A 23766-nucleotide genomic window follows, 5' to 3' on the forward strand; every position below is an offset into this window, starting at 1 on the left:
CGAGGCCGGCGCCACCGCGGTGATCCAGCCCGGCGGCTCGATGCGCGACGACGAGGTGATCGCCGCCGCCGACGAGAAGGGCCTGGCCATGGTGCTGACCGGCATGCGGCACTTCCGGCACTGAGGCCTCCGCTTTTCCTCGTCATTCCGGATGCGCCCCGCCTGCGGCGGTTCGCTCCGGAATGACGAAGGAAGATGGACGGGCGCGGCACACCGTGCCGGGCAGCGCTTCCGGCATTGAGGCCCCGATTTTCCATCCGTCATTCCGGACGGACGCGCCGCCCTCGGCGCGTCCGAGCCGGAACCCACGGAGCGACCGGCGCCGGGTGGGTTCCGGAATGACGACGATGGAAGGGCGCAGGCCGCTACCCCAGATGCCCCAGCGCGTGCCGCACCACCTTGGCCATCAGGGTCGGCAGCGCCGCGTCGTCGAGCCGGTCGAGCGGCCACCACTGGCCGCCCGGCACCGCCGGCCGGTCGCGCAGCCGCACCGCCAGCACCTCCAGCTCCAGGTCGTAGTGGGTGAAGCCGTGGCGCACCACGCCGGGCAGCGCGATCCAGACCACGCCCTCGACCGGCGCGTGATCGTCCGGGTCGGCCCGCCAGCCGGTCTTGCTGTCCCAGGGCGTCGCCGGCACCTCGTGCATGCCGCCGAGCATGCCGCGGGCCGGGCGCAGCCGCAGCAGCAGTTCGTCGGCACGGGTCAGCACCACGAAGGCGGTGCCGCGGCGGGCCGGGCGGTCGGCCTTCGGCGACTTGCGCGGCAGGTCCTCGGCGATCCCGGCGACCCGGCCGCGGCAGGCCCCGGACCACGGGCAGGACAGGCAGGCCGGCTTGCGCGGGGTGCAGACCGTGGCGCCCAGGTCCATGACCGCCTGGGCGTAGTCGCCCGGCCGCGCCTCCGGCGTCAGGGACGCCGCCAGTTCCTTCAGCAGCGCCTTCGAGGCCGGCAGCGGCTGCTCGACCGCGAACAGCCGGGCCATGACCCGCTCGACATTGCCGTCGACCACCGTCGCCCGGCGGTCGAAGGCGATGGCGGCGACCGCGGCGGCGGTATAGGCGCCGACCCCGGGCAGCGCCCGCAGCCCGTCCTCGGTATCCGGGAACGCCCCGCCGTGGTCGCCCGCCACCGCCTTGGCGCAGGCATGCAGGTTGCGGGCCCGGGCGTAGTAGCCGAGCCCGGCCCAGGCCGACATCACCTCCTCGGACCGGGCGGCGGCGAGATCGCGGACGGTCGGCCAGCGCTCGACGAAGCGCCGGAAATACGGGCCGACCGTCGCCACCGTGGTCTGCTGCAGCATCACCTCGCTCAGCCATACCCGGTACGGGTCGGCGGTCTCGCCCGGCAGGGCGCGCCAGGGCATGCGGCGGCGGTGGCGGTCGTACCAGGCCAGCAACCGGTCGGCGAGATCGGCGGCGGCGGTTTCGACGACGTGAGGTGCGGCGGCGTCCATGGGATGGCAAGATAGGCCCGGGCTCGATGGCGGGCCAGCACCAGCGGTGACGCAGCGGGCGATGAGCGACGATCAGGCAGACGACACCGGCGCGGCCCCACGGGCGGCAGCAGGGGCGACCCCAGGGGCGGCCCCAGGAGCGGCCCCAGGAGCGGCGCGTCCGGCCCTGGCGGCGGCCTCCGACACGCGGCGCGCCGGCCTGCGCGCGCTCGCCGGGGTGACGCCGCGGCTGACCGACCCGCTGCTGCGCAAGCGCGGCTTCGTCGAGGGCCGGATCGTGCGCGACTGGCCGCTGATCGCCGGCGCCGACCTGGCGTCGGCCTGCCTGCCCGAGTCGCTGTCGTTCCCGCGCGGCCGCCGCGACGGCGCCACCCTGCGGCTGCTGGCGGCCCCCGCCCGGGCGCTGGAGATCCAGCACGCGATGCCGCAGCTGATCGAGCGGGTGAACGCGCATTTCGGCTGGGCCGCGGTCGCCCGGGTCGCCATGCGGCAAGGCCCGCTGCCGGCCCGGCCGAAGCCGCGGCTGCGGGCGATGGCGGCGCTGACCGTGGCGGAGCGGGCCGGAATCGCCGAGCAGGTGGCGCCGGTGGCCGACCCCGACCTGCGCCGCCGGCTGGCCGCGCTCGGGGAGGCGGTGCAGGCGGCCGCCAAGGCCGCCTCGAAGAGTGCCGAAAAATAGACGGAATTCGCCTTTATACGCGTTCGAATGGACAGCTTGCCCGAGCCGCCGGCTTCGGCGTATGGTCATCAACATCTGGTGTCGAGGATCGACGAATGGACCGTAGAACACTAAATCTTGGAATTGTCGCTCTGGGCGCCGCGGCTGTGGTGCCGCGGCTGGCGTCCGCCGCCGAGCCGGATCTCGACGCGGCACTGGCGCCGCGCATCGAGGGCAGCCCGGACGCCAAGCTGACCATGATCGAGTACTCCTCGCTCACCTGTCCGCATTGCGCGACCTTCCACACCGAGATCCTGCCGAAGATCCGCGAGGTCTATATCGACACCGGCAAGCTGCGGCTGGAGATGCGCGACTTCCCGCTCGACCAGTACGCGCTCAGGGCCGCGGCGATGGCACGCTGCGCACCGGAGAACCGGTATTTCCCGCTGATGGACATGCTGTTCAAGCAGCAGTCCAAGTGGAGCCGCGCCACCGACCCGATCGCCGCGATCAAGCAGATCGGCCGCCTGGCCGGCATCAGCGGCGAGACCGCCGACGCCTGCATGAGCAGCGAGCCGCTGCTCGACGGCATCCTGAAGATCCGCCTCGGCGGCCAGCAGGACCACGACGTCGGATCGACCCCGACCTTCGTCGTCGGCAAGGAGAAGATCGTCGGCGCCCAGCCGTTCGAGACCTTCGCGAAGGCGATCGACGACCAGCTCGGCTGATCGGGCGCGCACAGGAGACCGACGCCCTTGCATTTCACCAAGCTGCGCCTCGCCGGGTTCAAGTCCTTCGTCGACCCGACCGAAGTGGTGATCGAGCCGGGCCTCACCGGGGTCGTCGGGCCGAACGGCTGCGGCAAGTCGAACCTGGTCGAGGCGCTGCGCTGGGTGATGGGCGAGACGTCGGCCAAGCAGATGCGCGGCGACGGCATGGAGGACGTGATCTTCGGCGGCACCACCTCGCGGCCGAAGCGCAACATGGCCGAGGTCTCGCTGGTGGTGGCCAACGAGGACCGCCGCGCCCCCGCCCAGTTCAACGAGTCGGAAGAGCTCGAGATCATCCGCCGGATCGAGCGCGAGCGCGGCTCGCACTACCGGGTGAACGGCCGCGAGGTGCGGGCCCGCGACGTCCAGCTGCTGTTCGCCGACGCCGCCACCGGCGCCCGCTCGGCCGGCCTGGTGAGCCAGGGCAAGATCGGCTCGATCGTCCAGGCCAAGCCGAGCGACCGCCGGCTGCTGCTGGAGGAGGCCGCCAACATCCGAGGCCTGCACACCCGCCGCCACGAGGCCGAGCTTCGCCTGCGGGCCGCCGACCAGAACCTGGAGCGGCTGGAAGACGTCATGAAGGCGCTCGAGGGCCAGCGCCACGCGCTGCGCCGGCAGGCCAAGCAGGCGCAACGCTACCGGGCGCTGAGCGAGCAGATCCGGCGCGCCGAATCGATCGTCCTGCACCGCCGCTGGGCCGCCACCATGGCCGAGCGCGAGACCGCCGGGCGGGCGCTCGCCCAGGCCGGGGACCGGGTGGCGCTGGCCGCCGAGGCCGCCGCCAAGGCGTCGGCCGCCCAGGCCGAGGCGGCCGCCGCCCTGCCCGAGCTGCGCCAGAACGAGGCGGCGGCGTCGGCCGAGCTGCAGCGGCTAACCCTGGCGCGCGGCGAGCTCGACGCCGAGGAGCGCCGGATCGCCACCGCCCGCAGCGAGGCCGAGACCCGGCTGCGGCAGGTCGCCGACGACGCCGGCCGCGAGAAGGCGCTGCTGGAGGAGGCCGCCGCCACCCTGGCCCGGCTGGTCGAGGAGCGCGACGCCCTGACCGCCGCCGGCGAGGGCGAGGCCGAGGCCCAGGAAGCCAGCCAGGCGGCCCTGACCCGGATCAACCGGTCCGCCGAGGAGGCCGAGGAGGCCGTGCACAAGGCGACCGAGGCGATCGCCGTGGCCGACGCCCGCCGGGCCGCCCTGGAGCGCACGATCCGCCAGGCGGTCGACCGGATCGCCCGGCTCGACCGCCAGCAGGCCGAGATGGCCGAGCGGCGCGCCGCGCTGGCCGGTCAGGCGGTACCGGCGGCCGACCGCGAGGCGGCCGACCGGGCGGTCGAGACCGCCGAGGCCGCGGTCGCGGCGGCCGAGGCCGCGGTGCCGGCGGCACGCGACGCCCGCGAGGCCGCCAAGGCCACCGACCAGGCCGCGCGCGACGCCCTGCGCGCCGTCGACTCGGCGGTCGCCGCCCTGGAGGCCGAGGCCGACGGCCTGCGCCGCCTGCTGGTCCAGAAGCAGGACGAGAGCGCACCGATCGTCGACGGCGTGACCGTGGAATCGGGCTGGGAGACGGCCCTCGGCGCCGCCCTCGGCGACGACCTGGAATCGCCGGCCCTGGCCGACGCCGCCGCCGACACCGCGACCGGCTGGCGGGCGTTGCCCGGCGGCCCCGACGAGGCCGGCTGGCCGCAGGGGGTCGAGCCGTTGGCGCCGAAGGTCAAGGCCCCGGCGGCCCTGTCCCGCCGGCTCGCCCGGGTCGGCATCGCCGCCGATCCGGCCGCCGCCCGGGCCGCGCAGGCGGCGCTGCCGGCCGGCGCGCGGATCGTCACCCGGGCCGGCGGCGTGTGGCGCTGGGACGGCTACGCGGTGACCCCCGGGGCGCCGTCGGCGGCGGCGATCCGGCTGGAGCGCCGCAACCGGCTGGCCGAGCTGGACGCCGCGCTGGCCGGTAAGGCCGGCGAGCGGGCGGCCGCGCGCAGTGCGGTGTCGGAGTCCGAAGCCCGGCTGGCGGCCGCCGACGAGGCGGTCGAAACGGCCCGCACCCGGCTGTCGGACGCCTCCACGGCGCGCTCGGCGGCGCGCTCGCGGTCGGCCGAGCTCGAGGCCCGGGTGTCGGCGGTCGAGACCAAACTGTCGGCGCTCGACGACGGCGCCGCCCGGCTCGCCGAGGAGCGCGCGGAGGCGGCGACCCAGCGGCAGACCGCCGAGACCGGGCTGGCCGAACTGCCGGACGTCGACGCGCTGCGGCGCGAGTCCCAGGGCTTCCGTGCCACCCTGGCCGAGCGCCGGGCGGCGCTGGTGGAGGCGCGGACCGAACACGACCGGCTGGTCCGCGAGAGCGCGGCCCGCCGCAGCCGGCTCGCCCAGGTGCTGCAGGAGATCGGCTCCTGGTCCGACCGGCGGACCCGCGCCGAGACCCGGGTCGGCGAGCTCGACAGCCGGCGCGACGCCGAGCAGGGCGAGATCGACCGGCTGCAGGCGCGACCGGAGGAACTGCGGGCCCAGCGCACCGCGCTGACCGGCAAGATCGAGGAGTCCGAGGGCCGCCGTCGACGGGCCGCCGACCAGCTGGTCGCCGCCGAGAGCCGGCAGTCCGAGCTCGACCGGGCGGCGCGCGACGCCGAACGGGTCGCCGGCGAGGCCCGCGAGGGCCGGATCCGGGCGGAAGCGGCGCTCGACCAGATCAACCAGGCCCTGCGGGTCGAGCGCGAGCGCATCGCCGAGCGCCTGGAATGCACCCCCGACAAGATCCTGGAGACCGCCGGCATCGACCCGGACGAGCCGCTGCCCGAGGCCGAGCCGACCCAGGCCAAGCTCGACCGGCTGGTCCGCGAGCGCGAATCGATCGGCCCGGTCAACTTGCGCGCCGAGACCGAGCTCGAGGAACTCGACCAGCAGATCCAGGGCATGGAGAACGAGCGCGACGACCTGTCCGGCGCCATCCAGCGCCTGCGCGCCGCCATTGCCGCGCTGAACCGCGAGGGTCGCGAACGGCTGCTGGAGGCGTTCAACCGGGTCGACCGGCATTTCCAGACCCTGTTCGGCCGGCTGTTCGGCGGCGGCGAGGCGCATCTCAAGCTGACCGAGGCCGACGACCCGCTGGACGCCGGCCTGGAGATCATGGCCAGCCCGCCGGGCAAGAAGATGCAGCACCTGTCGCTGTTCTCCGGCGGCGAGCAGGCGCTGACCGCGGTCGCCCTGGTGTTCGCGGTGTTCCTGACCAACCCGTCGCCGATCTGCGTGCTCGACGAGGTCGACGCCCCGCTCGACGACACCAACGTCGACCGGTTCTGCTCGCTGCTGCAGGACATCGTGAAGGAGACAGGGACCCGGTTCCTGATCATCACCCACCACCGCATGACCATGGCCCGCATGGACCGGCTGTTCGGCGTGACCATGGCCGAGCGCGGCGTCAGCCAGCTGGTCTCGGTCGACCTCGCCCGCGCCGAGCGGCTGCGCGACGCCAGCTGAGGGTGGCCCGTCGCCGCCTTCCACACGTCGCGTCGTGGGTCCCGGAGCCGCCCCGGATCAGGTCCGGGGCCCTCCGGGATGACGACGAATGGGCGAGGCACCGCCTTCCAACTTTCGTCATTCCGGAGGGGACGCGGAAGCGCCCGGCTCCGGAAACCACCGACCGCTCTGGCGCAGTCAACATTATAACCAGATTTTCTTATTGTTATCAATGACTTGACAATACACCGCACCGCCGCACACAGCCTTGACACCCCATAGGGCCGTGCGTATGGTTGCGCCGCTTTCGCCGGGGCGCCGGCGGAGCACGGGCGGGTGCATGTCGAAAGCATGGATCCGCCCGGTGGCGTAACCGATTACGGGCCGCGGATCACCGACGGTTCCTGGACCGGGGATGCAGGACCGAGACTCCCCGCCATCGCTCGACGACCTCGATGCGCGCCTGAAGAAGGCGCGTGGCTCCGAGGAAGATCGGGTGCGGCGTTCGGAGATGCTGTCGCCGAACCTGCCGGGTTCGGCGATGGGTCTGGCCTTCCGGGTCGGGATCGAACTGGTCGCGGGGGTCGCGGTCGGGGTCGGAATCGGGTATGCGCTGGATCGCTGGCTGGGGACCGGTCCCTGGCTGATGATCGTGTTTTTCTTTCTCGGCGCCGCGGGGGGCATGATGAATGTCTTCCGCGCCGCGACGGGCCAGGGGCTGGCGGTCGGTTACCGCAAGCCCGGGGACGACGCGGAGCAGAAGCGCCGGGGCGGGTCGGAGCGAGAGGGGTAGCGCGTGGCGTCTCCAGTCGAACAGTTCAAGCTGAAGCCGCTGGTCCCGATCGAGATCGGGGGCCTGGATCTCTCCTTCACCAACTCGGCGCTGTTCATGGCGCTCGCCGTGGTGGCGGCCGGCGTGTTCCTCACCCAGTCGATGCGCGGACGGCACCTGGTGCCGAATCGCTGGCAGTCGATGGCGGAACTGTCCTACGAGTTCATAGCCAACATGGTGCGCGAGCAGGTCGGCTCCGACGGCCGGCCGTTCTTCCCGTTCATCTTCGCGCTCTTCATGTTCATCCTGCTCGGCAACCTGCTCGGCATGGTGCCGTACAGCTACACCTTCACCAGCCAGATCATCGTGACCTTCGCGATGGCGATCACCGTGTTCATCGGGGTGACGCTGGTCGCGGTCATCCGTCACGGCGTGCACTTCCTGACCTTCTTCTTCCCGTCGGGCGCACCGATCTACATGGCGCCGCTGCTGATCCCGATCGAGATCCTGTCGTATCTCTCGCGTCCGATCAGCCTGTCGGTCCGACTGTTCGCGAACATGATGGCCGGCCACACCATGATGAAGGTGTTCGGCGGCTTCGTGGTGGCGCTCGGCGTGTTCGGCGTCGCGCCGATGCTGGTGCTGATCGCGCTGACCGGGTTCGAGATCCTGGTCGCCGTTCTGCAGGCCTACGTGTTCACGATCCTGACCTGCATCTATCTCCGCGACGCGCTGCACCTGCACCACTGAGCCGGGCGTCGCACCCTCTCGTCTACCCTCTTCGCTAAACGGAAGGACGCATATCATGGACCTCGCATCCGCCAAGATGATCGGAGCCGGCATCGCCGTTATCGCCCTGATGGGTGTGGGCGTCGGCATCGGCAACATCTTCTCGACCCTGATCGCCTCGATCGCCCGCAACCCGGCGGCCCGCAACGAGGTGTTCGGCATCGGCATTCTGGGCTTCGCGCTGACGGAAGCCGTCGCGCTGTTCGCGCTGCTGATCGCGTTCCTCATCCTGTTCACCTGATCCGGGCGGCACCGGTCCGCCGGTGCGGCTCGCTCTCATCAGGAGGATGAAGGCATGATGCGCAACGCGTGGCTACGCGGCACCGCGCTCGGCTCGGCCGTCTTGAGCGGTCTTGCCGCGACGTCGGCACTCGCCGCCGGCGACTCGGCCGGCGGCCTGCCGCAGCTCGACGTCCATACCTACCCGACGCAGATCTTCTGGCTGATCGTCAGCTTCGTGGTCCTCTACGTGATCATGTCGAAGGTGGCGCTGCCGCGGATCGCCGAGGTGCTCGAGGAACGCCAGGAACGCATCGCCGACGACATCGAGACGGCCGAACGGCTGCGCTCGGAGGCGGCGACGGTCCAGGCGGAATACGAGAAGGCCCTGGCCGATGCCCGCGGCAAGGCCCAGGAGCTGTTCCGCGAGACCGCCGACGCACTGGCCGGCGAGCATGCCGAGGCAGAGGCCGAGGCGGCGAAGAAGATCGGGCGCAAGACCAAGACCGCCGAGACCCGGATCGCCAAGCAGCGGGCCGAGGCGCTCGAGAGCCTGCGGACCGTCGCCAGCGAGACCGCGGCGGCGGCCACCGCCAAGCTGATCGGCGTCGAGCCGTCGGCGGCGGCGGTCGACAAGGCGGTCGAAGCGGCGGCCGGAGGAGGCTCCTGATGTTCACCGATCCGACATTCTGGGTTGCCGTCTCCTTCGTCCTGTTCGTCGCCCTGATCGCCAAGATGGTGTGGCAGAAGGCGACCGCCTCGCTGGATGCCCGCGCCGAGGAGATCCGGCGCCGCCTCGAGGAGGCCCAGAACCTCCGCGAGGAGGCCCAGGCCGCCAAGGCGAACTACCAGCGCCTGCAGCGCGACGCGCTGAAGGAGGCCGAGGCGATCCTGGCGCATGCCCGCGAAGAGGCGAAGCGCATGCGCGAGGAGGCCGGCAGCAAGCTGGAGGCCTCGCTGGCCCGGCGCGAGCAGCTGGCGGTCGAGAAGATCGCGGCGGCCGAGACCAAGGCCCTGCAGGACGTCCGCGAGCAGATGGTCGACCTGGCGGTTGCCGCCACCCGGCAGCTGATCGAGGCCAATATCGACGACAAGGTGCGCGGCCGGCTGATCGACGACGCGGTCTCGGAGATCCCGACCCGCCTGCAGTAGATCGGCCTTTCCGAACCCGTTCCGACACGGCCCGGCCCCAAGCCGGGCCGTTTCGTTTCGGGGCGGTGGGTGGGTTCCGGCTCCGTCCCGCCTGCGGCGGCCCGGTCCGGAATGACGGCCAATTTTCAAGACGTCATTCCGGACGGACGCGCCGCCCTCGGCGCGATCGAGCCGGAACCCACGCAGCGACGGGCGCGACTACGCGCCCTCGCCGCCCGGCCCGCCGCCGCTCGCCGCCTCGTCCCCGAACATGATGCGGATGCGGGCGCGCTGGGCCGAGCGGATATGCGCGCGGGCCGCGGCTTCGGCGGCGGCGGCGTCGCGGGCCTCGACCGCGTGCACGATGGCGGCGTGCTCCTCGCGGGCGGTATCCGAGCGGCCGGTCAGCGACAGCGTGGTCATGCCGAGCAGCGCCATGGCGTCGCGCAGCACGTTCAGGGTCTTCAGCAGGTAGCGGTTGTGGGCGGCCCGATACAGCGCGCCGTGGAACTGCCGGTTATGGGTGGCCAGCCGCTGCGGGTCGCCGTCCTCGCCGGGGTCGTTGGACATGATGTCGCGCAGCACCGAGATCTCGGCCTCGGAGGCGTGCCGGGCCGCCAGCCCGGCGGCCGTGCCCTCCAGCACCTCGCGCATCTGGTACAGCTCCATCACCGCCTGGTGGTCGAGCTCGGCGATCACCATGCCGCGGTACGGCGCGAAGGTCAGCAGGCCGTCGGCCTCGAGCCGCCGCAACGCCTCGCGCACCGGCGTCCGGCTCATCTTCAGGCGGTCCGCCATCTCGATCTCGCGGATCCGCTGCCCGGGCTTCAGTTCGCCGGCCTGGATCGATTCCTTCAGCCGGGCATAGGCGATCTCGCCCCGGGACTCCTGGGTATCGCCGCCGTCGTCGTTCGTGCGCGCCATCGATTCCTGCCCCCTGCCTTGGCCGGCGGACTGCGACCGCCGGCCTTCGGGGCCGTCACCGCGCGGCCTGGGCCGCCCGGCCCGTCGCCGCCTCGCCGGCCCCGGTTCCGGCAATCTTGCCGAAAACCGCCCCGGCGCACAGCCCGGTACCGCCGGGGTAGTTGAAGTAGAACAGGCCGCCGACCAGTTCCCCGGCCGCGTACAGCCCGGGAATCGGCGCCAGGTCCACATCCAGCACCTGGCCGCTGCCGTCGATGCGCAACCCGCCGAAGGTGAAGGTCACCCCGCAGGTGACCTGATAGGCCTCGTAGGGAGGCGTGTCGAGGGTGTTGGCCCAGTTCGACTTCGGCACCCCGAGGCCGCGCGTGCCGCGGCCGTCCTTGACGTTCGGGTTGAACGGGACGTCGGCCATGACCGCGCCGTTCCAGGCCTTCAGCTCGGCCAGCGCCGCCTGCGGGTTCACGCCCTCGAGCTTGGTCACCAGGTCCTCGAGGGTGTCGGCGGTGACCTTGGTGACCCGGCGGATCCGGTACTCGTCGCGCAGCAGGTGGGTGACCTTCTGGTCGAACACCTGCCAGGCGAACTGGTTGGGCTGGTTCAGGATCACCCGGCCGTATTTCGCGTAGGTGTAGTTGCGGAAGTCGGCGCCCTCGTCGACGAACCGCCTGCCGTCGGCGTTGATCATGATGCCGAACGGGTAGGAGTGCTTCTGGAAGTTGTCGCCGACCGTGAGGTCGCCGAACTCCGGCGCGTTGTAGTCCCAGCCGACCGCGTGGCAGCCCGACCAGTTGCCGTAGGGTGCCGCCCCGATCGCCAGCGCCATGCGGATGCCGTCGCCGGTGTTGAAGCGGCTGCCGCGCACCTTGGCGAGTTCCCAGCCGGCCCCGAGATAGCGGGTGCGCCACTCCGGGTTGGCCTGGAAGCCGCCGGCCGCCAGGACCACCGCCTTCGCCCTGACGGTCTCGACCCCGGTCGGCGTCTTGACCCGCACGCCGGTCACCGCGACGTCGTCGTAGATCAGCTCGAGCACCCGCGCCGAGAACCGCACCTCGATGCCCTCGCGCCGGGCCGCGGTCCAGAGCCCCTCGACCAGCCCCGGCCCGCCGCCCCAGGACTCGACCGTCAGCCCGCCCCAGAACTTGAAGCGGCCGTCGACCTTGAAGGCCTGGCGGCCCCAGATCGGCTGGAACCGGATGCCCTTGCCGCGCATCCACATCAGCGTGTCGTAGGACCGGGTGACCAGGGCCTCCGCCATGTCCGGGTTGGTCCGGAACTGGGTGACCCGGAACATGTCGTCGAAGAACTGGTCGCTGGTGTAGGTCCCGAAGTCGGTGATCGAGACCTCTTCGTCGGTCAGGTCGGGCATCAGCGCGCGCAGGTCGTCGACCCCGTTGTAGACCGTCCGGATCGCGCCGGCGGTGAACCGGGTGTTGCCGCCGCCCTCGTCCTCGGGCGCGCGTTCCAGCACCAGGACACTGGCGCCGCTCTCGCGCGCCGCAAGCGCCGCGCACAGGGCGGCGTTGCCGGCACCGACCACCACGACGTCCCATTCCGCCATTTGTCCGCTCCGTCTCTTCGCGCTTGGGTACGGCAGCAAATTAGGTCAAGCTGCCAACGTTGTACACCCTTGTATACAATCCTGGAGGATACGCATGGCGACGGTCAGCGAGGTGATCGCGGGCTATCTCGGTGCCGCCGGCATCGGCCACGTCTTCGGCTATCCGGGCGATCCCAGCGTCGAGGTGATCGAGGCGATGCGGAAGGCCGGCATCCGGTTCGTGCTGGGCCGCCGCGAGGGCACCGCCGGGCTGATGGCGCTGGCCTACGCCCAGGTCACCGGCCGGCCCGGCGTGGCGCTTTCGACCCTCGGCCCGGGCTCGTCCAACATGACCAACGCGGTCGCCACCGCCCTGCTCGACCGGGTCCCCCTGGTCGCCATCTCCGGGCAGATCGAGACCCGGCGCGAGGCGGTGTTCACCCACCAGGTGCTGAACCACGCCCAGATGTTCGGCCCGATCTCGAAATGGACCGCCGAGCTGCGCGCCAGCGCGGCGGGTGCGACGTTGCGTCGCGCCTTCCGGACCGCCACCGCCGAGCGGCCCGGCCCGGTGCACCTGACGACCCCGGCCGACGTGGTCGGCGCCGAGGCCGGCGACGACACTATCATGCTGCCGCCGATGCGCCCCGTCGGCGTCGCCACCCAGGTGTTCGCCGCGCCCGGCGTGGTCGCCGACCCGCTGAAGCGGCTCGCGGCCGCCCGCCGCCCGATCATCGTCGCCGGCATCGGCGCGCTGCGCGCCGGCGCGACCGCGCCGCTGGTGCGGCTGGCCGAGGCGGCCGGCGTGCCGGTCATCGTCTCGCCGATGGCCAAGGGCCTGATGCCGGAGGACCACCCGTATTTCGCCTCGGTCCTCGACATGGCCTGCAACGACGTGGTGTGGGACTTCCTGAAGGGCGCCGACCTGATCCTGTGCGCCGGCTTCGACGCGGTCGAGCTGATCAAGAACTGGACCCCGAAGGCGCCGGTCATCCACATCGACGGCATGGCGAACATCGACCAGGTCTATCCGGCCGAGGTCGAGGTGGTCGGCGACGTGGCGGCGATCCTGGCGGCCCTGGCCGACGGCTGGCAGGGCGAGGCGCGCTGGCGCGAGGCCGAGGTCGCCGCCCACCGCGAGACCCTGTCGAAGGCCTACTACGAGGGCCGGGTCGCCGGCGCCCTGAACCCGACCGACGTGATCGACCAGGTGCGGGCCGCCCTGCCGGCGAACACCCGGGCGACCGCCGACGTCGGCTCGCACAAGCTGCTGGTCGGCCAGGGCTGGCGCACCACCCTGCCGGGCGGCGTGCTGATGACCAACGGCCTCAGTTCCATGGGCTACGCCCTGCCGGCCGCGATCACCGCCGCCCTGGTCGAGCCGGAGCGGCCCTGCGTGTGCTTCAGCGGCGACGGCGGCCTCGCCATGGTGCAGAGCGAGCTCAGCCTCGGCACCGAGCTCGAGGTGGCGCCGCTGGTCGTGGTGTTCTGCGACGACTCGCTGAATCGCATCGAGCTCAAGCAGATGCGCCGGCAGTACCCGGCCGAGGGCACCCGGCTGATGCCGATCGACGTGGCCAGGGCGGCGGAATCCATGGGCTGCCACGCCCATGGCGTCGACAGCAGCGCCGGCCTGGACCGGGCGCTCGCCGCCGACCGGCCGACCGACCGGCCGACCGTGATCGCCGCCCGCATCGACCCGGCACAGTACGCCGCACAGTTCTGAGCCGACGCCCCGGCGCTTGCGGCTGCAACATTCGCGAGGATACCGTTTCGCCCATCCGTTGCAGTGGGAGGGCGTCCGGTGATTGCCAATGGCTTCAAGCACCCCTTCGGCGACGGCGTGTACACGCCCGAATACGACGGCGACGGCTTCTACATCTCGCAGCACTTCGACGTGCCGAACGGCCACTTCGGGAACCGCCACCACCGCGCCGAGGACTGGGCCCAGGAAGGCGGCGCCAACCCCAACCTGCCGCTGGTCTCGCCCGCCCACGGGACGGTGCTGGAGGTCGGCGGGAACAACTCGCACGGCAACTACATCGTCATCAGCCACCAGTTGCCCTATTCGGTCGTCTACGAAGGCTACGAGACGTCCGGCATCACCACGGTCCACCTGCATCTGACCCGAACGGCCAGTTATGCGGACGGTACCCTCGTTCGGGCCGGCGACACGCTGACCGCCGGACAGCAGTTCGGGATAATGGGCGTGACCGGCCAGTCCGGTGGCCTCATCCACGACCATTTCGAGATCCGCCTCGACGGCGACCTCGGCCTGCAGGCCGGCTACGAGCCCGGGCCGGTCGACCTGCCCTGGGTGGATCCGACCGACTTCATCCTGGCCCACCGCTACATGGGCGCCGTGACCGGGACCGACGCAGCCGACGCGATCAGCGCGAATGTCGGCAGCGACTCCGTCACCGGTTTCCACGGGGCCGACACCCTGTCCGGTGCCGGCGGCGCCGACCTGCTGTACGGCAACCAGGACGGCGACCTGCTGTTCGGCAACGCCGGGGCCGACACGCTCTATGGCGGGCAGGATGCGGACACCGTCTATGCCGGGGCGGACGACGACGTGCTGTACGGCAATCTCGGCGCCGACACGCTGTCCGGCGGCGACGGCGCCGACCGGCTGTATGGCGGCCAGGGCGACGACTGGATCGACGGCGGCGCCGGCGCCGACACCCTGTTCGGCAACCTCGGCGCCGACGTCATGGTGGGCGGCCTCGACGCCGACAGCTTCCACGTCGCCGGGGCCGACACCATCACCGACTTCGACGGTGCCGGCGGCGACCGGGTGGCGACCGAAGCGGCGCTGTCCGGGCTGACCGATCTCGACGGCGGCACGGTCGGCACGTTCGCCGACGGCAGCAGCGCGGTGCTTCTCGGCGTCGCCGCCAGCAGCCTCTCGACCGACTGGTTCCTGCTCGCTTAGCGGCGCTCCGGCACCGGTGCCGTTCCGGGGCGCCCGCCAAGCCGGGGCGGCGCCGGGCGCGAATCGCTCTATCCTGCAGCCACCATGGGCGGAAACCGGCTCCCGACCTTCCTCTCCGAACGCCTGCCGTTCTACTACGGCTGGATCGTGCTGGCCGGCGTGTGCTGCGCCGGGTTCTCGCGCCAGGGGCCGGCGGTGGCGACGCTGTCGGTGTTCGTCGAGCCGATGACCGGCGAGTTCGGCTGGTCGCGCACGGCGATCTCCGGCGCGGTGTCGCTCGGCGGCATCCTGGCGGCCTTCGCGTCGCCGCTGATCGGCCCGCAGCTCGACCGGCATGGTGCGAAGGTGATCCTGGCGGCCGCCGTGCTGGTGACCGGGGTGGCGGTCACCCTGCTGTCGACCGTGCAGTCGCTGCTGGCCTTCTACCTGCTGTTCTGCGTGGCCCGCATGAACTTCGCCGGGCCCTACGACATCGGCATCTACGGGGCGGTGAACAACTGGTTCGTGGCGCGGCGGGCCCAGGCGGCGTCGATCGCCACCCTGGCCCAGATGCTCGGGCTGGTGGCGATGCCGCTGATCGCCCACGCGGCGATCCTGTCCGGCGACTGGCGCAACGGCTGGCTGGCGGTCGGCGCGACGGTGCTGGTGATCGGCTTCGTGCCGAACTGGCTGCTGATGGTGCGGCGGCCCGAGGATATCGGGCTGGATCCGGACCGCCCGGCCGGACCCGCCGCGTCCGGTCCCGCCGCACCCGAGCCGGCCTTCACCCGGGCGGCGGCGCTGCGCACCCCGACCTTCTGGCTGCTGTCGCTGTTCACCTTCCTGGTCTACCCGGTGCAGGCCGGGGTCAGCCTGCACCAGGCGCCCTACCTGATCGAGCGCGGCCTCGACCCGACGGTCGCCGCCACCGTGGTCAGCACCTTCTCGGCCGGCTCGGCGGTCGGCAGCCTGGTGTTCGGCATGGGCGCCCGGCGGCTCGGCATGCGCGCCACCCTGTCGCTGATCGCCCTGCTGATGGGGGCGGGGACCGTGGTGCTGCTGGGCGTGCACGGCGCGCCCCAGGCCTATGCCGGCGGCGCGCTGTACGGCCTCGGCATCGGCGGGCTGGTGGTGGCGCTGCCGGTGGCCTGGGCCGACTGCTTCGGGCGCCGCAGCTACGGCGCGATCCGCGGCGTCGCGCTGTCGATCCAGGTGACCGCCCAGGCGATCGGCCCGGTGCTGTCCGGCGCGCTGCGCGACTGGACCGGCGACTACGTGCTGTCGCTCGAGCTGTTCACCGCGCTGGCGCTGTCCGGCGCCGCGGTGGCGCTGCTGGTGCGCGCGCCGAAGCCGTAGGCCGAAACCTTGGACCGCGCGGCCTGCGCTCGGTCAGGCCGCCACGGCCCGCCGGCGCTTGCGGTAGGCCCGGGCGGCGTCGCCGAAGCGGGCGTAGAGGACGCGGTTCACCGGGTCGGTCGCGGCGTCATACTCGGCATGCCACTGCACGCCGACCGCGAAGGTCTTCGCACCGGCCACCGAGATCGCCTCGATGGTGTCGTCGGCGGCCCAGCCCTCCACCACCACCCGCGGGCCCGGCTCCATGACCGCCTGGCCGTGCAGCGAGTTGGTGACGATCGACTCGGTCCCCAGCATGCCGGCCAGCACGCCGCCGGGCAGCAGGCGGATGCGCTCGCGCAGCTCGAAGATGATCTGCGGATCCCGGCAGCCCTTCGGCATGCGGTGGCGGTGCCGGCCCGGCAAGTCGCCGACCTCCGGGCACAGGCTGCCGCCGAGCGCCACGTTCATCTCCTGGATGCCACGGCAGATCCCGAAGATCGGCACGCCGCCGTCGATGCAGGCCCGCACCAGCGGCAGCGCCACCCCGTCGCGCTCGTCGTCCATCTCGCCGTGCCGGTCGGTCAGCTCCTCGCCGTAGTGCCGCGGGTGCACGTTGGCGCGGCCGCCGGTCAGCACCACCCCGTCCAGCGCCTCCAGCAGGTCGCCGACCGGGACGGCGTCGGGCAGCGCCGGGATCAGCACCGGCGTGCAGTCGGCCGCGACGGCGACGGCGTCGATGTTGCGGCGGCCGGTCAGCTGGGTCTCCCGCAGCTGCTCGGAGAGATAGCGGTTGCACAGGATGCCGATGACCGGTCGCGACATGGTGTTCCCTTCGTAGTCCCCGACGAGGCGCCCGAATCGGCGGGCGCCTGCAAGAGTGACGAAGCCGGGCCGCCCCTTGCAAGCCTACAGTCGCACGGGGACTATTGCCGTGAGGTAAACGACGGCCGAAGGGACCGGGCGTTGCAGTTCCCGCGGGATTACGACAGGGCGGCCGCGTGGCGGGCCGAGGATCTGGAGCGCGACCGCGGCTGGGTGTTCGCCCTCGGCGACCGCGACCGCCGTCAGCTCGCGGCCGCCGTCAGGGCGGCCTGGGACCCCGAGCGCGACCTGCTCGACTACCGCCGCGAGGAGTTCGACCTCGGGCCCGGGCTCGCGACCGTCGCCGCCGCCGCCCGCGAGGCGCAGTTCGGGCGCGGCGTCGCGCTGGTGCGCGGGCTGCCGCGCGACGACCTGGGCGAGGGCGAGTTCCGGCTGCTGAGCTGGGCGATCGGCCTGCAGCTCGGGGTCGCCCGGCCGCAGGGCAAGGCGACCCACTACCTGTCCGACGTGCGGGCCGCCGGCATGGACTACCGCTCGGCCGGCGGGCGCGGCTACAACTCGAACGCCAAGCTCGACTTCCACGCCGACACCTGCGACCTCGTCACCCTCGCCTGCTACAACAAGGCCCGGGCCGGCGGCCAGAGCATGGCGACCAGCAGCGTGACCGCCTGGGAGGTGCTGGCGGCCGAGCGCCCGGACCTGGCCGAGGTGGCGCTGCAGCCCTTCCACTTCAGCCGCAACGGCGAGGAGGCGCCGGACGAGGCGCCGTTCTACCCGCAGCCGCTGTTCGACGTCGCCGACGGCCGGCTGTTCTGCAAGTGGAACCGCAACCGGGTGCGCACGGCGCAGGAGCTGGCGGGCGTGCCGGCGCTGACCGACAAGCAGCGCGAGGCCGCCGACCTGCTGGACGAGATCCTGCGGCGCCCCGGGCTGATGTTCGCCCTATGGCTGGAGCCCGGCGACATGCAGATCATGAACAACCACGTGGCACTGCACTCGCGCACCGCCTTCGAGGACTTCGCGGAGCCCGGGCGCCGCCGCCTGCTGCACCGCCTGTGGCTGGCGCCACCGGACTCGGTGCGCCTGCCGGAGAGCTGGCGGGTGTATTTCCGCGCCGTCGAGCCCGGCACCGTGCGCGGCGGCTTCCGGGGGCAGTGCTACGACGAGACCCGGCGGGCGTTCGAGGTAAGGCAGGCGGCGGCGCTGGGGATGTCGACGGAGATTGCGTGAAGGGGGGGGCGGGAGTTGGGAGCTTCGATCGGGCGTGGGGTCTGATGTCCAGCCTTAGTCCTCGATCCGGCGAGTCTACGCCCCTGCAGCACCCGACGTCATCCAGAGCGGGACAAAACGATCATGTCAGCCAGTATCTTGGCTGGGCATCCTGAAAAAGAGATTGAAGCGCTGAGGATCGGCGACGACGGCGCTGTGCGCGATCAGCTCCTGCTACAAATCTCGCAGAAGAAGGACCGCAAGACCCGAACGGTGCACCTAAACGCCCGTCGACTGCGTGCCCTTGCGAACTACGTGGCAGCGATCCGGCTGGAGGACGCAACGCGCCCGCTCCTCGCCAACCAAGAGAGCGAGCACTTCTCTGCCAACACGATCCGCCAACTCTTCATCAATAACTATCTGGCTTGCAGGCTGCGGGAGGCCAGCACCCACAACGGGCGCAGGACGTACATCACTTGCCTGACGAGCAAGGGCGTCTGAGTACGCGTGCTGGCTGAATTGGCGGGACTCAGCCATATCTCAACCACGCAGCGGTATATTGACGTGAACGCGAATCAGGTGCGTGAGGTTGTCGATCTGCTTTAGGGCACTGTCGAAGAAGTTCTCCGCGTGCCGTCTCCTAATGATGGACTGTCCCTCCACCCTTGAGATACACTGTGGAACACGCGCAGTAGAAGCCTGAGGTCACGTAGTGCAACGAAATATAATTAAGGTATTCTTGGCTTCGCCAGGCGATTTGGTAGATGAACGAAAATCTGCTTCGCGAATAATTGATGAAGAGAATGTAAATCATGCGAATCTATTGGGATACCATTTTGAGTTAGTTGGATGGGAAGATACGGTAGCGCAACATGGACGCGCTCAGGCGATCATAAATAGAGATCTTGATCAATGTGGCTACTTTGTAGGCTTACTTTGGAAGCGCTGGGGCACTCCACCGGACCCAGAAGGTCAATCCACATCTGGGTTTGAGGAGGAGTATACGCGATCTCAAGAGCGACTTGACAAAACAGGAAATCCAAAAATTTCACTGCTATTCAAAAATATAAATCAAGATGATTTGCGTGATGTAGGTCCGCAATTATCAAAGGTTTTGGAATTTAAGAAAAAATTCACCGAAGAATTTCGAGGAGCGTACCAAACATTTAGTGATCTGAGGGAGTTTGAAACAAGATTCAGGGCAATTATTGCACATTTTCTTTCGCAGCAGATTGAATCCGACACCGAGAATAGGGATTTTGAGCAAGTTAAGGAAGTATCTAATGAAGAAGATCGAGGCCCGGCTCGTGCTACGGATGCAGAGAGCCTGTTTTCTTCTCCGGCTCGTATGTTCATAAGTGAGCTCGCAGCACGTCCAGCCACGCACGAAGATAAGAATTATACTACGTCTGAGGCTGCGCGGTTCCGACTGATTGGTTGCTCATTGAAGCGTTCAGGAAATGACGATGCGACGCTGGGCGTGCATGATGCCAACTTGGTTTACCGGGAGTTGCGGCATACGGAACTTGGGTTCGAAGAGCGCAGATGCTTACTGGAGGCGGGTCTTTCAGGTTTTGAGTTCGAGAATGTGCCATTCTGGTTGTGGGCGGCTTCGCAAGGAAGTCGGGACCTCATCGGTACCCTTGCATTGCGTACGGTGATTGGTAGCAATGGACAAAAATCAAATGCGTTTAAAGCCCTCATACTATTGAATGCCGATTTGCGAAGTAATCTAGCATATTCTAGTCGAGAGGCTTTGAGGAATTGGTGGTTCGAACCCGACAACGACAGCGGGGTGAAGCTTTCTGCGTTGAATTTTTTAGGTCGACTTGGGTCGCTAGATGATCTGACCTTTATCGAATCAGAGATCGATAGCTCGGAAGCAACGATTTCCAAAGGTGCGGTAACGGCTAAGATCGAGTTTTTGGCGAGAAATAGTTTGACGGACGCACTTATATTTATTGCTGACCGCGAAGACGCGGCCCCATCAGGTGATGTTGTTAACCTTATAAAAGAAAGAATGAATACCATAGAGACAACAGTGTTGTTAAAATGTCTTAATATTCGTTATGATAATACACTTATATTAATTGTTACAGAACTCTTAAAGAGACGTGCGATTGGGATCGACGACGCGAGAACGTTGTCCGACTGCCAGGCTCCGCGCGTTCGAGCGATAGCGGCTACTATAATTAGGCAGAATACGAAGGATTTTTCGCTGAATGATGCCAAAAAGATAATTGTTCGTCCTACGCAGTCGGTGGGCTTAGCTGGCCTTTTTTCTGAAGCACGAGATTGGGTCGGGGAGAGGGAGTTTGAGGAGTACAAACATGAATTTCTTTGCGAACAATCATTTGAGGACCTTCAGGCGCGCCAGACCATTGAAGGGGTATATGAAAGAGACGCGACGTTTGCGATTTTTGATCAGTATTTTCGTCGTTCGAAGAGTGAATTGGTTCGTGCGGTCGAAGGCAATTTCGAGGATTTTCTAAAGGAAAGGCTTGCAAGAACTGTAGATAAACCCTACGCCCTGGATGAAAAAGTACAAAAATATCTTAGGGATGGGATGATGCAGGATGGAATTGAAATTTTGTGCCGTCGCGGCACGAGGGGGGAATTGAATCTCATTCGTGAAAAGTTGGATATGGGAGAGATTAAGTACAATAGTGAGATTGTGGACTTCTTGGGTCGGCATGGTGATTGGAATGATGTTGAAAGAATTATAAAGCTCAGCGCTAAGCCGAAATCGTTTGGTCGAGGTCTATTGTCCGCAGAATGGGAGGAAATTAAGTATGACTGGATTGCAAAAATCATTCTCAAATTGAGTTCTGGTCGGACAGGCGATACGTTAGCACTTGATATTACGACCGATCTCTGGAGTGCAATTCTCCGAAACTTAAGCAACAAAAGTTTTTCTGCGTTTTCGGATTCACAATTGTTAGCTTGGTTGCTGGGTGAGAATGAACGCAAACGAAGATCTGTTGCGATAAAAATGATTGCGGGTTTTCCGAAAGAGAGATTGGGATTAATGATGCAGAAATATAGCGAATCGGGGAATCGATATTTCTATAATGTGGTATTTTGGTTGGATGCAGGTATATCTCTGCGGCGTAGTATTGGGAGATCGATTGCTTCGAGGGAATTGAGGTCGATGTAGTTTAGTTGCGCGTATTAAATAGTCTTAGATGCGGTACACGTGTGCGTACGGGCTGGAGTGGTCGCGCCGTATCGCCAGACCGAATCCCCTCCCGGCTCCAATCGCCCACCCCTCAATTATCCGCCGCCTTCAGCACCCGGCCCTGCCTCGCCAGCTCGGCGCGCTCGGCCAGCAGCCTGTCGAGCCAGTCCGGGTCCATCTCCGGCACCGAGGACAGCAGCAGGTCGGTGTAGTCGTGGTGCGGCGGGGTGAACATCTCGGACTTCGGGCCGCTTTCCACCACCTTGCCGCGGTGCATCACCACCACCTCGTCGGCGATCGCCCGCACGGTCGCCAGGTCGTGGGTGATGAACATGTAGCTGAGGTCGAACTCGTCCTGCAGGCGGTCGAGCAGCTTGAGGATGCCCTCGGCGACCAGCGGGTCGAGGGCCGAGGTCACCTCGTCGCACAGGATCACCTCGGGCTCGGCGGCCAGCGCCCGGGCGATGCAGATGCGCTGCTTCTGGCCGCCCGACAGCTCGCCCGGCAGCCGGTCGATGAAGGTGTCGGGCTCCAGCTCGATCATCTCCAGCAGGGCGCGCACCCGCTCGCGCTTCTGCGCCCCGGTCAGGCCGAGATAGAACTCCAGCGGCCGGCCGATCACGTCGCGCACCCGCTGCTTCGGGTTCAGCGCGGTGTCGGCCATCTGGTAGATCATCTGCAGCCGGCGCAGCTGGTCCTTGGTCCGGCGGTCGAAGCGCGGCGGCAGGGCCTCGCCGTTGTACAGCACCTCGCCGGCGGTCGGCGGCAGCAGGCCGGTGATCACCCGGGCCGCGGTCGACTTGCCGGACCCGGACTCGCCGACCACCGCCACCGTGCGCTTCTTGTGAATCTGGAACGACACGTCGTGCAGGATGGTGGCGGCGCCGTAGCCGGCGGTGACGCCGCGCATCTCCAGCACCGGGGCGGCGTCGGCCGGGCGCCGGCGCTCGTCGACCTGGAACTCGCGGATCTGCAGCAGCTCGCGGGTGTAGTCCTCCTGCGGATCCGACAGCAGGCTGCGGGTGTCGCCCTCCTCGACCAGCAGGCCGTGGCGCAGCACCATGATGCGGTCGGCCATCTGCGCCACCACCGCCAGGTCGTGGGTGATGTAGATGGCGGCGGTGCCGAACTGCTGCACGGCGTCGCGGATCGCCGCCAGCACCTCGATCTGGGTGGTGACGTCGAGCGCGGTGGTCGGCTCGTCGAACACGATCAGGTCGGGCCGGCAGGCCATCGCCATCGCCGTCATGGCACGCTGCAGCTGGCCGCCCGACACCTGGTGCGGATAGCGGAAGCCGATGGTCTCGGGGTCCGGCAGCCGGATCCGCTCGAACAGCTGGATGGCGTCGCTCTCGGCCTCGGCGCGCCCCATCACGCCGTGCTGGACCGGGCCCTCGCAGTACTGGTCCATCAGCCGGTGCGCCGGGTTGAAGGCGGCGGCGGCACTCTGCGCCACATAGGCGATGCGGTTGCCGCGCAGCTTGCGCCTGGCGGTCTCCGGCGCGGCCCGCAGCTCGCGGCCGTCGAACTCGATGGTGCCGGCCGACAGCCGGCAGCCGTCGCGCGCGAACCCCATCGCCGCCAGGCCGATGGTCGACTTGCCGGCCCCGGACTCGCCGATCAGCCCCAGCACCTCGCCGCGCCTGAGGTCCAGGTCGACGCCGTGGACGATCTCGCTCCAGCCCTCCTCGGTGCGGCCCTCGATCTTCAGGCCGCGGATCCGCAGCAGCAGGTCGTCGCCCCCGGTATCGGGCTCGTTCTGAGCGCTCAAATCGGTCACTCCTTCAGCCCGCTGGTCTCGTGCAGGAACCAGTCGACGACGAAATTCACCCCGACCGTCAGCAGCGCGATCGCCGCCGCCGGGATCACCGGGGTGATGTCGCCGTAGGAGATCAGGGTGGCGTTGTCGCGCACCATGCTGCCCCAGTCGGCGGTCGGCGGCTGCAGCCCGAGGCCGAGGAAGCTGAGCGCGCTGATCGTCAGGAACACGAAGCAGAAGCGCAGCCCGAACTCGGCCGCCAGCGGCGCCATGATGTTCGGCAGGATCTCGTGGCGCATGATCCACCACAGGCCCTCGCCGCGCAGCCGGGCGGCCTCGACGAAGTCCATGACCACGACGTTCATGGCGACCGCGCGGGTCAGCCGGAACACCCGCGTGGAGTCCAGCACCGCGATCACCAGGATCATGTTCAGCATGGTGGTGCCGACGATGGTCAGGATCAGCAGCGCGAACACCAGCGGCGGGATCGCCATCATCACGTCGACCAGCCGGCTCAGCCCCTGGTCGGTCCAGCCGCGCAGGGTCGCCGCGGTCAGCCCGGCCACGCTGCCGATCAGGAAGGCCAGCACGGTCGTCGCGAACGCCACGCCGACGGTGTTCTGGGCGCCGAAGATCATCCGGCTCAGCATGTCGCGGCCGAGGTTGTCGGTGCCCAGCGGGTACACCTCGCTCCAGGGCTCGTACTCGATGCCGACGATCTCGGTCTCGCCGTAGGGCGCGATCAGGGGCGCGAAGATGGCGGTCACCGCGTAGGCGAGGATCACCACCATCCCGAAGCGGGCGCTCCACGGGCTGCGGCGCAGCAGGCGGAGCGAGGATTGGGCCACGGCTGTCAT

General features: G+C 68.8%; 20 protein-coding genes. 14 read left to right on the forward strand and 6 right to left on the reverse strand.

The window, feature by feature from the left end; genetic code table 11:
- Positions 1-365: 365 nt before the first annotated feature.
- The gene (gene mutY / locus RIC31_RS04125; protein ID WP_350103339.1) at positions 366-1454 is read right to left on the reverse strand and encodes an A/G-specific adenine glycosylase; all 1089 of its coding nucleotides are present in this window, start codon (positions 1452-1454) and stop codon (positions 366-368) included.
- Between the two features lie 61 nt (positions 1455-1515).
- Between mutY and RIC31_RS04130 the strand changes: the two genes are divergently transcribed.
- The 8 genes from RIC31_RS04130 (at position 1516) to atpF (ending at position 9249) form a co-directional block, all read left to right on the forward strand.
- Positions 1516-2133 (forward strand): DUF721 domain-containing protein, encoded by a 618-nt coding sequence (locus RIC31_RS04130; protein WP_350103340.1) that lies wholly within the window; start codon positions 1516-1518, stop codon positions 2131-2133.
- A 95-nt stretch (positions 2134-2228) separates the two neighbouring features.
- Positions 2229-2840, forward strand: a complete 612-nt coding sequence (locus RIC31_RS04135) for a DsbA family protein (RefSeq protein WP_350103341.1) — start codon at positions 2229-2231, stop codon at positions 2838-2840.
- A 27-nt stretch (positions 2841-2867) separates the two neighbouring features.
- Positions 2868-6338 (forward strand): chromosome segregation protein SMC, encoded by a 3471-nt coding sequence (smc, locus tag RIC31_RS04140; protein ID WP_350103342.1) that lies wholly within the window; start codon positions 2868-2870, stop codon positions 6336-6338.
- A gap of 394 nt (positions 6339-6732) precedes the next feature.
- On the forward strand, positions 6733-7110 hold the full coding sequence (locus RIC31_RS04145; protein WP_350103343.1) for an AtpZ/AtpI family protein: 378 nt from the start codon (positions 6733-6735) through the stop codon (positions 7108-7110).
- Between the two features lie 3 nt (positions 7111-7113).
- Positions 7114-7839: a F0F1 ATP synthase subunit A gene (locus RIC31_RS04150; protein WP_350103344.1), complete on the forward strand. Its 726-nt coding sequence runs from the start codon at positions 7114-7116 to the stop codon at positions 7837-7839.
- Positions 7840-7894: 55 nt separating this feature from the next.
- On the forward strand, positions 7895-8119 hold the full coding sequence (locus RIC31_RS04155) for an ATP synthase subunit C family protein (protein ID WP_350085499.1): 225 nt from the start codon (positions 7895-7897) through the stop codon (positions 8117-8119).
- A gap of 54 nt (positions 8120-8173) precedes the next feature.
- Entirely contained in the window at positions 8174-8767 is a 594-nt protein-coding gene (locus RIC31_RS04160) for a F0F1 ATP synthase subunit B family protein (protein WP_350103345.1), read from the forward strand.
- Complete coding sequence (gene atpF, locus RIC31_RS04165; RefSeq protein ID WP_350103346.1) at positions 8767-9249, forward strand: F0F1 ATP synthase subunit B; 483 nt, start codon at positions 8767-8769, stop codon at positions 9247-9249. The genes RIC31_RS04160 and atpF overlap by 1 nt, the downstream gene beginning before the upstream one ends.
- Before the next feature lie 198 nt (positions 9250-9447).
- On the opposite strand, the gene RIC31_RS04170 is transcribed toward atpF, so the two are convergent.
- Both RIC31_RS04170 and tcuA read right to left on the reverse strand, forming a co-directional pair.
- On the reverse strand, positions 9448-10152 hold the full coding sequence (locus tag RIC31_RS04170) for a GntR family transcriptional regulator (protein ID WP_350103347.1): 705 nt from the start codon (positions 10150-10152) through the stop codon (positions 9448-9450).
- Positions 10153-10207: 55 nt separating this feature from the next.
- The gene (tcuA, locus tag RIC31_RS04175; RefSeq protein WP_350103348.1) at positions 10208-11710 is read right to left on the reverse strand and encodes an FAD-dependent tricarballylate dehydrogenase TcuA; all 1503 of its coding nucleotides are present in this window, start codon (positions 11708-11710) and stop codon (positions 10208-10210) included.
- A 94-nt stretch (positions 11711-11804) separates the two neighbouring features.
- On the opposite strand from tcuA, the gene RIC31_RS04180 reads away from it, so the two are divergent.
- From RIC31_RS04180 to RIC31_RS04190, 3 genes are all read left to right on the forward strand, one after another.
- Complete coding sequence (locus RIC31_RS04180) at positions 11805-13415, forward strand: thiamine pyrophosphate-binding protein (RefSeq protein ID WP_350103349.1); 1611 nt, start codon at positions 11805-11807, stop codon at positions 13413-13415.
- Between the two features lie 78 nt (positions 13416-13493).
- A complete protein-coding gene (locus RIC31_RS04185; protein WP_350103350.1) occupies positions 13494-14624 on the forward strand; it encodes a peptidoglycan DD-metalloendopeptidase family protein in 1131 nt (376 codons plus the stop codon).
- A gap of 84 nt (positions 14625-14708) precedes the next feature.
- Positions 14709-15959, forward strand: coding sequence for an MFS transporter (locus RIC31_RS04190; RefSeq protein WP_350103351.1), 1251 nt, complete (start codon positions 14709-14711; stop codon positions 15957-15959).
- A 33-nt stretch (positions 15960-15992) separates the two neighbouring features.
- On the opposite strand, the gene RIC31_RS04195 is transcribed toward RIC31_RS04190, so the two are convergent.
- The gene (locus tag RIC31_RS04195; RefSeq protein WP_350103352.1) at positions 15993-16763 is read right to left on the reverse strand and encodes a gamma-glutamyl-gamma-aminobutyrate hydrolase family protein; all 771 of its coding nucleotides are present in this window, start codon (positions 16761-16763) and stop codon (positions 15993-15995) included.
- A gap of 141 nt (positions 16764-16904) precedes the next feature.
- On the opposite strand from RIC31_RS04195, the gene RIC31_RS04200 reads away from it, so the two are divergent.
- The 3 genes from RIC31_RS04200 to RIC31_RS04210 all read left to right on the forward strand — a co-directional run bounded on the left by RIC31_RS04200 (position 16905) and on the right by RIC31_RS04210 (position 21129).
- Positions 16905-17993: a TauD/TfdA family dioxygenase gene (locus tag RIC31_RS04200; RefSeq protein ID WP_350103353.1), complete on the forward strand. Its 1089-nt coding sequence runs from the start codon at positions 16905-16907 to the stop codon at positions 17991-17993.
- Between the two features lie 123 nt (positions 17994-18116).
- Entirely contained in the window at positions 18117-18473 is a 357-nt protein-coding gene (locus tag RIC31_RS04205) for a site-specific integrase (protein WP_350103354.1), read from the forward strand.
- 211 nt (positions 18474-18684) lie between these two features.
- Positions 18685-21129, forward strand: a complete 2445-nt coding sequence (locus tag RIC31_RS04210; RefSeq protein WP_350103355.1) for a DUF4062 domain-containing protein — start codon at positions 18685-18687, stop codon at positions 21127-21129.
- A gap of 112 nt (positions 21130-21241) precedes the next feature.
- Here the strand turns inward: RIC31_RS04210 and RIC31_RS04215 are convergent, their stop codons facing one another.
- The gene (locus tag RIC31_RS04215; RefSeq protein ID WP_350103356.1) at positions 21242-22921 is read right to left on the reverse strand and encodes an ABC transporter ATP-binding protein; all 1680 of its coding nucleotides are present in this window, start codon (positions 22919-22921) and stop codon (positions 21242-21244) included.
- A 5-nt stretch (positions 22922-22926) separates the two neighbouring features.
- Complete coding sequence (locus tag RIC31_RS04220; protein WP_350103357.1) at positions 22927-23766, reverse strand: ABC transporter permease; 840 nt, start codon at positions 23764-23766, stop codon at positions 22927-22929.

Source organism: Thalassobaculum sp. (assembly GCF_040219615.1).
Lineage (GTDB): Bacteria > Pseudomonadota > Alphaproteobacteria > Thalassobaculales > Thalassobaculaceae > Thalassobaculum_A.

Coding starts and splice junctions, on each gene's coding strand:
- mutY (WP_350103339.1), bottom strand. CDS start 1,454: ATGGACGCCGCCGCACCTCACGTCGTCGAAACCGCCGCCGCCGATCTC.
- RIC31_RS04130 (WP_350103340.1), top strand. CDS start 1,516: ATGAGCGACGATCAGGCAGACGACACCGGCGCGGCCCCACGGGCGGCA.
- RIC31_RS04135 (WP_350103341.1), top strand. CDS start 2,229: ATGGACCGTAGAACACTAAATCTTGGAATTGTCGCTCTGGGCGCCGCG.
- RIC31_RS04145 (WP_350103343.1), top strand. CDS start 6,733: ATGCAGGACCGAGACTCCCCGCCATCGCTCGACGACCTCGATGCGCGC.
- RIC31_RS04155 (WP_350085499.1), top strand. CDS start 7,895: ATGGACCTCGCATCCGCCAAGATGATCGGAGCCGGCATCGCCGTTATC.
- RIC31_RS04160 (WP_350103345.1), top strand. CDS start 8,174: ATGATGCGCAACGCGTGGCTACGCGGCACCGCGCTCGGCTCGGCCGTC.
- atpF (WP_350103346.1), top strand. CDS start 8,767: ATGTTCACCGATCCGACATTCTGGGTTGCCGTCTCCTTCGTCCTGTTC.
- RIC31_RS04170 (WP_350103347.1), bottom strand. CDS start 10,152: ATGGCGCGCACGAACGACGACGGCGGCGATACCCAGGAGTCCCGGGGC.
- tcuA (WP_350103348.1), bottom strand. CDS start 11,710: ATGGCGGAATGGGACGTCGTGGTGGTCGGTGCCGGCAACGCCGCCCTG.
- RIC31_RS04180 (WP_350103349.1), top strand. CDS start 11,805: ATGGCGACGGTCAGCGAGGTGATCGCGGGCTATCTCGGTGCCGCCGGC.
- RIC31_RS04190 (WP_350103351.1), top strand. CDS start 14,709: ATGGGCGGAAACCGGCTCCCGACCTTCCTCTCCGAACGCCTGCCGTTC.
- RIC31_RS04195 (WP_350103352.1), bottom strand. CDS start 16,763: ATGTCGCGACCGGTCATCGGCATCCTGTGCAACCGCTATCTCTCCGAG.
- RIC31_RS04205 (WP_350103354.1), top strand. CDS start 18,117: ATGTCAGCCAGTATCTTGGCTGGGCATCCTGAAAAAGAGATTGAAGCG.
- RIC31_RS04220 (WP_350103357.1), bottom strand. CDS start 23,766: ATGACAGCCGTGGCCCAATCCTCGCTCCGCCTGCTGCGCCGCAGCCCG.